We start from the raw sequence: 7478 nt of genomic DNA on the forward strand, positions 1-7478 counted from the left end.
AAATTTCAGATAGTACCCTAATAGAAAAACAAATTGATACATAAGGTGTACAGTGAGTACAGAATTTAAAAGCAACTATACACTCATTATATTTGGATACATGATTATCAATACAGTAATAAGGGCAGATCATTAAATAACCTGCCCTTATTTTTTATCCCATATTAACCGATTGTTATCGATTGATAGATAGACTGATGGGTTTATTTAATCAGTATCCAATTCTTCACGTAACGCCTGCAAGGCTTCTCGGGTCATTACCGCCAGTGTCCGATAAAAACCACTCGTTGCATGAGCTTCAACTTTACCGAGAAATTGCCCGCACCAAGGCAATAAGTACTCATCAAACAACTTAATTTGTGCCTGCACTTCATCTTCCGCCGCCTGATCTTCCAACCAAGATGCGGCCAACAATAACGCGCCAAATTGATCAGCAGGCGCATCAGACAGAGGCATACCCCGCTCCACTAAAAACTGACGGACCTCGCTTTCATCCTTATCGGTATAATCAGAGCGGCAGACTGCAACGCTCGCAAACTCGCCGGTAAATAAGGCATGATAATCCGCTTCAATCACCGATAATTCACTGTGTTGCTGTAACCTGTCCAACAATACATCCTGCTCCAACGGCCATAATGGTTTCAATTTTCCCTCCGCAATCATGGTGATCACGGGTTGCAAAACAGGATCTTGTGGTGCCCGGTTAAACAATGTTCCCAATATGCGGCAAACAATAGAAAATTCGTTCATAGTTTTATCCCCCCAATAACTTATCTAAATAGTGAATCACGTTATTGTCCCTAATTGCCTGCCTTGCTGTAAAGTAACTTAATAACCGAGGGTCATATCAACGAGGCCGCTGGGGGATTCACCTTTTTCGATTCGCCGGATATTTTCACAAATGATATCCATCGCTTCATCAGGCATCGTTTTTGCCGCAATATGTGGCGTGATATTGATACGCGGATGAGTCCAGAAGGGGTGAAGATTTGATAAGGGTTCTTCAACAAAGACATCAAGCGTAGCACCGGCAACATAACCTTTATCAATGGCAATCAGCAAATCTTGTTCCACGAGTTGGGCACCGCGGGCAATATTGATCACATAGGAACCCGGTTTTACTTGCTGAAATAATGAAAGATTTAAAAGACCCCGTGTTTCTGGGGTATCCGGCAGGATATTAATCAACACCTTGCATTCAGAAAGAAAATCGCCTAACTGCGCTTTCCCATAAAAACTCTCGACATGATCAATTTGTTTTGGCGTTCGGCTCCAGCAGCGAACACTAAAATCAAATTCCCGCAATTTTTCAATCACGCTACGTCCCAAAACCCCCGCTCCCAAGACACCAATAACAAACTCCTTTCGATTATAGGGAGGCATGGGATGCCAAAGACGCTGTTCTTGATATTGTTTATATTCGTCCATGCGGCGGAAGTAGTATAAAACGGAGGAAACCACATATTCCTGCATTTGCCGAGCCATTCCGGCATCTTCAAGACGTATTAATGGGATCGCTTCCGGTAACGTACCCGGATTTTCCAATTCTTGATTAAGGATGGCATCCACTCCCGCACCAAGCGAAAATATGCCTTTGATATCCTGGCGGTTAGCCAGCATTTCATAGGACGGTAACCAAACTAAAGCATAATCAGCAGGCGCATTATCACCACTCACCCATTGCCGGACATTCGCTTCGGGTAATCTGGTTTGTATTCCTTGGATCCATTTATCAGAATTAAAATGAGAGGCAGGGTGAAAGAAAATGATGTTCATAAAATTTCATTCCTTTTTGTTTTTTAATAGAGTTAACTTATTGCTGAACGGTTGCAAGCCTCTGGTAGAAAGAGAGGAATGAAAATATTGATAATGTTATCTGGTTAACAAATTTGCTGTGATTTATTGCAACAAAAGCCATCTTTTACTCTCGAAACCGATTACTGAGCACACAAATTGTTTTTTATTTGTCTAATTGGTCAAAAAGCCTGAAAAAATCGTCATAAGCCTGTTGACGCCTGCCCTGCTTTTCCCTATAGTAGCGCCCCGTTGCAGCGATGAAGCCAAAAGAAATTTACTGCAATAACAAAATATGGTGAGGTGTCCGAGAGGCTGAAGGAGCACGCCTGGAAAGTGTGTATACGTGAAAACGTATCGAGGGTTCGAATCCCTCCCTCACCGCCATATTCGATGAAAGAGCCTGAACAAAACGCTCAGGCTTTTTTTATTTCTTAACTATGAAAATAGTTAAGTGCAACAAAACACGGTGAGGTGTCCGAGAGGCTGAAGGAGCACGCCTGGAAAGTGTGTATACGTGAAAACGTATCGAGGGTTCGAATCCCTCCCTCACCGCCATTTTTATGGGAAAGCCCGAACTGATGTTCGGGCTTTTTTATAGAAAAAAGGAAAATATAACTTAGCAGAACTTATCCCAACTACCTTTATCTGTTATTTCCCCCATTTCTCCATTTGGTAAAATTTCTCGTATAATATAAGGACACATCCCATTACCATCTTTGTCTTTACTCTGGAGATAAATAAATTGATCACTACCAGTAACATATACAAATCCTACATCGTAATGACTATCCCAATAACCACTTTCTACAATCTCTTTATGTCCTTTTTCATCGATTTTCGCAATCATCCAATAAGATTTAGGCGTACTTTGTGATTTATTAATAAAACTCTTGGCTAATCCGAAAATATACTGCTCTTCCCCAAGAGCAAAAGGAAATATTAATTCATAGAAATTTGTCCATTTTTGTCCTGTAGATATTTGCTCTCCTATCTTTCCACCTGACACAAATTTATGTACCGTTACCAGATGATCACTCTTATGTTGACGGAAAAGATACTGTTGATTATTAATGGAATAAGTAAAAACCGTTCTAATATACTTTCCATCGGCAGAAGGAGAATTTTCACAATCCAGATTACACTGAAAATGAATTTGTTCGATTGCGTGAACTGTTTTGTTGGCATCCAGGAAACCCGTTAACGTTACCGTTTCACCCTCTTTATTAGTATCATAAAGTTCAAAAGTTGCATTTCCTGATGTATCAGTAGTAACAGAAGTCGCTTGAACTTGACTCCCTTTCTCAAAAGATGCCGAGCCTGTAACACTTAGATCTAACTTACGATTGGCAATATTTATCCCTGAACCTGTTCCTGTAAGGATCGCCTTAACCTTATTACTCTGCACACCATCCGCCACTGCATGGTCATTAATTACATTAAAATTAAGTGAGTAATGTGCCGTAGTCCCGAAATGATAGGGTTGTACAGCAATTTGTCTACCAGTCTCCTGAAGAAAAACAGTCAACTGACCATCACCAGCACCAGCCGGACCTACGATCGAGACAGAGGCTTCTCCTGTGCCATCTGTCTGACAAGATAGTTTTTTTTGGCCTGACTCCTGACCATTAATGATAAAGCTACCTAATGAACATTCAACAATTAACTCTAACTTATCCAATGCAATAAATTCGTCATAAGCTAAAAACTTAATATTAGTAGCTGGCCTTCCTTGAAAGAGATCATAAGATTGAAAAAATTTCACTGAAATAGTCATATTATTTTACCCAAAATGTAAGAGGAACGACGAAGACAATAGTATTTCTAATAAATTAGATAAAAATACCGCTTATACTAATAGTAAAATCATAGAAACAGATTTCTTGAATTTTAATATGCAAACTAATTTCATCTCTTTTTTATTTGTATCAAACAATAACAAATAACTACTTTTAATGATTTAATTTTACATAATAAAACAGGAATCAATTTTTGCTTTGACATTATATTTAACATGGATCTTTTATCCACTTTATTTTTTATCTAACATTTTATCACCCTGTGCTTTGATTCATATTATTTATATCAACCAAGTGGTACTATATTGATTTACTTTCACATTGTGAATATAAAGCTCATAAGATAGCAACTCAATATTATTGAGCTTAAGATAAATTTGATATCCTGCCCCTTAGATTAACCATATGAAAACAAAAAGCCAATGATAAAAAATTATCAGTTGATAGCTTTTTATTATGGATTATTTTTACACGTTTATTTACCGAACTCTAATAATTAAAATTTTCAAAAAAAACAACTAATTATGCCTTATGAACTTCAAGTTGCAGATCATAAAACAAAATCCGCTGATTATCCCTTCCCTAGCACCAATAAAGACTAAACTTTTTCACGTAATTCCTTGGCAATATTGCCTTTACATCAGGTTCTCCCGGTTGGCTAATCTCAATCGCGACCATCACCTCAGAAAATGAATAGACTGACATTTTTTCTCCTTATCAAAACATATGGGCAAGAATAGTAGATTAACAACAAAAATCGGGAGATAGACAATTCATTCGGTTGCAGAACAGGCACTCATAAACGACACATACCTGTCAGGCTTTTTTGTTATTTCTATAATAGGGAATAAATAAATTAAGTGTCCCGCCCCAAAACACACCATCGGTCAAACCACAGATAAATCCAAATATCACATTAAAATTGAAAGAATATAACAACTCAGAGTGAATACTCATCATGGCAGAAAGAACAAACTTCACGATAAAAACAATAACAATCAGAATCAAAGTTAAAGGCGTTCCCGAACGGATGATTAGGCCATTTTCATTATTTTTTCTTAATCTTGGTTGGTTACGCCATAAGCCCCACCCGATAGTTCCTCCCACAATGATCCCTGCAATCAGTGCTAAAAATGCTGAATCTGAGAATGTCGTTTCATTTAATACACTGTAAATAGCCCATATAAAAAATAATATTGGCATAAAAAACAGCCGATCAAGACGCATTTCTCTGTCATATAACGCTTTGATACCCCGTTGAATCAGAAAAATGAATAAAATCCAAACCCAGATAGGCGTACCTTTAATAATGGCTAAAATTGACATATCATTTCCCATTTTAACGAGCGTTAAGCTCTTCATATTTTAATAAAACAGACCATCACTCATGTTTACTCACCATTAAGCGATAAGAAACTATCGATTCTTACTATGATATGAAGAAGTCATTCTGTTCATATCAACTGCCAATGACAGGCCAGATTAAAAGTAACATACATAAATAATACCAAATGTAAACCACCTCCATTTCACACTGACTTTTTTCTTGACGATTTATCAAAAAATATGAAGAATGTCGCCGATGGTAACTTGATCCTGCCATTAACTTCTCTCTTCTCACTATATAGGGGATATGCGGTGACATTTTTAGGAATAGTCAACAGCAAGGAACATAAGACATGGAAACATCCAACACCCTTTCTCCCTTGTTTTCATTTTTATGAAATTCATGAATCAAAACCTACCAAAGTATCTTCAGAAGCAATAATTCAAGCTGTAAAAGACTTTGAAACGCCTGATGATTTATTGATTAAAACCTTGTTGGCTATTAGAAACACACCAGATTATTTACTTAATAAAATAAAAAGAAAGGTCAGAAACCATGAATTTGGTTTAATAACCTTTACCGTACTGAATGAAAACAGCCATGAAATATCAATGGGATTGACGGGTCGATTTTGGCAAACGGATTTAGGTATTATAAAACAACCTAATCTGGAATCATTTATGCACTTTGATGACAATAAATCAGCCAAATTGGTATTACGCTTTTTCGTTAAGGAACATCTTGATGGTTATCGTTCACTGGTAACGGAAACATTCGTTTTTTGTACCACTGATAACATTAAGAAAATATTTACTCTTTACTGGCTCATCATCAGACCCACCAGTGGATTTATCCGCAAAAGAATGCTGTCGGCAATTATTAATAAATTAAAAAATAAATATGCCTGAGTCAAAATCAATTTTCTTGCCAAGGAAATATCATTATCAGGCATAATAGATTCAGATAATTAAGATTAATGTTTCCTTAATCCAAAGGACATACTCGAATCATATGACCATCAGGATCTTTTACCAGAAAAGTACGGCCAAAAACGTCAGTATAAGGTTCCTGCTTAATTTCAATATTTGGATTCTGTTGCCATTGCTCAAAAAGCTGATCGACCTCTTCGCCGGAGGGTAACATAATGCCAATCTCAGAAAACCGTGGCACGGCATTGTCTGGCTTAACACTTCCATTCCAAATCGCAAAAATCGCTTCTTTACCCGCAGCAAAGGCCACATAACGCGGGCTGGAAAAAATCGGTTCAGCATTAAAAATAGTGGCATAAAAGGCAGTAGAACATTCGATATCAGAGACATAAATCAGTTGAAGATTAGGTTTAATCACAGAAACGGATTGTTCTGTCTCGGTTTTTTCAACCACCGCCTTAAGCCTTGAAAGTGTTTCAACCAGATCTTGTGTCACTTGCTTAAAGAAACTGACAGCCTGAGCATGAGGAATATTGTTTTCAGGTGCAAAAGAAACACTCACCTGAATACCATTTGCCATACCACTTTCGTCGGTCAGAATTTGGTGACAAAAAGTTAATACTCCCATCTGTGGCAGCTTAACCTGATCAGTAAATTCTTTATTGACTTCAATCTTTGCAAGATAGAAACGAATTTCCGGCATCCCCTTTAATACCATCCTGCCATATTGCCCCGTTTTCACTTCGCCTTCGAATTCAAAATACTCAAGGTCAATCTCCCATTTTTTCCGCAAACCAAAATCGATATAGTGGGCCCAAATCTGAGATGGCTTTGCATTGATCGATGTAGAAAAAGTTAGGCTTAACATAAAAAACTCCAATAGCCAGATAGTTGATTCAGCACATTAAGAGCCCTCAAAATAGCAAGCCGATGTGACAGTTTTTGTCAGTAGCTAATGCGGTATTTTTTCCGTTTCCCGCCACTCTTTAAGCAACGACTGTCTTGAACGGGGATAACACTGTTGTTCTATCTTCAAATGGCTCATTCTGTCCGACCTGAAATGGCGAAATGTTTTTCTTAATTCACACCAACCAATGACAATACTGATATTGTCAAAATATCCCAATGCAAATGGCCAGATTGTTCTGGCTGATTGATTGTTTTTCAGATCTAAATAAGTAAAGGTGATTTTATGTCGATGACTGATCGCTTGCCGTATGCGCGGGATATCAACCGAAGGTTCAATTTTCGTTGCTGTTGGCCCAATTAATAATGAGTTGGTCTCAAGATATTGCCTAAGTTCTGTTGGGATCACTGCCGCAATTTTACTGATTGCACTATTTGCTGATGCCTTTAACTGTGGATCGGCGCGTCTGGCGACCCAACTCGCCCCTAACGCCAAGGCTTCTATCTCATTTTGTGTCAGCATCAATGGCGGTAAAACAAATCCCGGTCGTAAAACATAACCTATCCCCGCTTCCCCTTCGATTCTTGCACCTTGAGCCTGCAAAGTTGCAATATCACGGTAAAGTGTTCTTAAACTAATATTTAACTTCTGCGCCAATACTTTCCCCTGCACGGGAAAATGATAGCTGCGCAATATTTCCATCAGGGTTAATAAACGCTGTG

Annotated in this window: 7 protein-coding genes and 2 tRNA genes; 3 read left to right on the forward strand and 6 right to left on the reverse strand. The window is 38.1% G+C overall.

Annotated features, from left to right (window positions below; genetic code table 11):
* Nucleotides 1-207 precede the first annotated feature (207 nt).
* Both PSI15_RS16570 and ghrA read right to left on the reverse strand, forming a co-directional pair.
* Nucleotides 208-750, reverse strand: coding sequence for a TorD/DmsD family molecular chaperone (locus PSI15_RS16570; protein ID WP_273584499.1), 543 nt, complete (start codon nt 748-750; stop codon nt 208-210).
* Between the two features lie 78 nt (nt 751-828).
* A complete protein-coding gene (gene ghrA, locus PSI15_RS16575; protein ID WP_273584500.1) occupies nt 829-1776 on the reverse strand; it encodes a glyoxylate/hydroxypyruvate reductase GhrA in 948 nt (315 codons plus the stop codon).
* Between the two features lie 315 nt (nt 1777-2091).
* Here ghrA and PSI15_RS16580 point away from each other — a divergent pair.
* Together PSI15_RS16580 and PSI15_RS16585 are read left to right on the forward strand one after the other, a co-directional pair.
* Nucleotides 2092-2181, forward strand: a tRNA-Ser gene (locus PSI15_RS16580).
* An 81-nt stretch (nt 2182-2262) separates the two neighbouring features.
* Nucleotides 2263-2352 (forward strand) — tRNA-Ser (locus tag PSI15_RS16585).
* 61 nt (nt 2353-2413) lie between these two features.
* Here PSI15_RS16585 and PSI15_RS16590 read toward each other — a convergent pair.
* Nucleotides 2414-3571, reverse strand: a complete 1158-nt coding sequence (locus PSI15_RS16590; RefSeq protein WP_273584501.1) for an Ig-like domain-containing protein — start codon at nt 3569-3571, stop codon at nt 2414-2416.
* Between the two features lie 838 nt (nt 3572-4409).
* The gene (locus tag PSI15_RS16595; RefSeq protein ID WP_443256108.1) at nt 4410-4955 is read right to left on the reverse strand and encodes a DUF6622 family protein; all 546 of its coding nucleotides are present in this window, start codon (nt 4953-4955) and stop codon (nt 4410-4412) included.
* Nucleotides 4956-5231: 276 nt separating this feature from the next.
* Between PSI15_RS16595 and PSI15_RS16600 the strand changes: the two genes are divergently transcribed.
* Nucleotides 5232-5828: a hypothetical protein gene (locus tag PSI15_RS16600; RefSeq protein WP_273584502.1), complete on the forward strand. Its 597-nt coding sequence runs from the start codon at nt 5232-5234 to the stop codon at nt 5826-5828.
* 76 nt (nt 5829-5904) lie between these two features.
* Here the strand turns inward: PSI15_RS16600 and PSI15_RS16605 are convergent, their stop codons facing one another.
* Both PSI15_RS16605 and PSI15_RS16610 read right to left on the reverse strand, forming a co-directional pair.
* Nucleotides 5905-6717 (reverse strand): VOC family protein, encoded by an 813-nt coding sequence (locus tag PSI15_RS16605; protein WP_273584503.1) that lies wholly within the window; start codon nt 6715-6717, stop codon nt 5905-5907.
* Between the two features lie 84 nt (nt 6718-6801).
* Nucleotides 6802-7478 (reverse strand): helix-turn-helix transcriptional regulator (locus PSI15_RS16610; RefSeq protein WP_273584504.1); only part of this gene is annotated, 677 nt, incomplete at its 5' end.

This window comes from Xenorhabdus sp. PR6a, from assembly GCF_028599065.1.
GTDB classification, from domain to species: domain Bacteria; phylum Pseudomonadota; class Gammaproteobacteria; order Enterobacterales; family Enterobacteriaceae; genus Xenorhabdus; species Xenorhabdus doucetiae.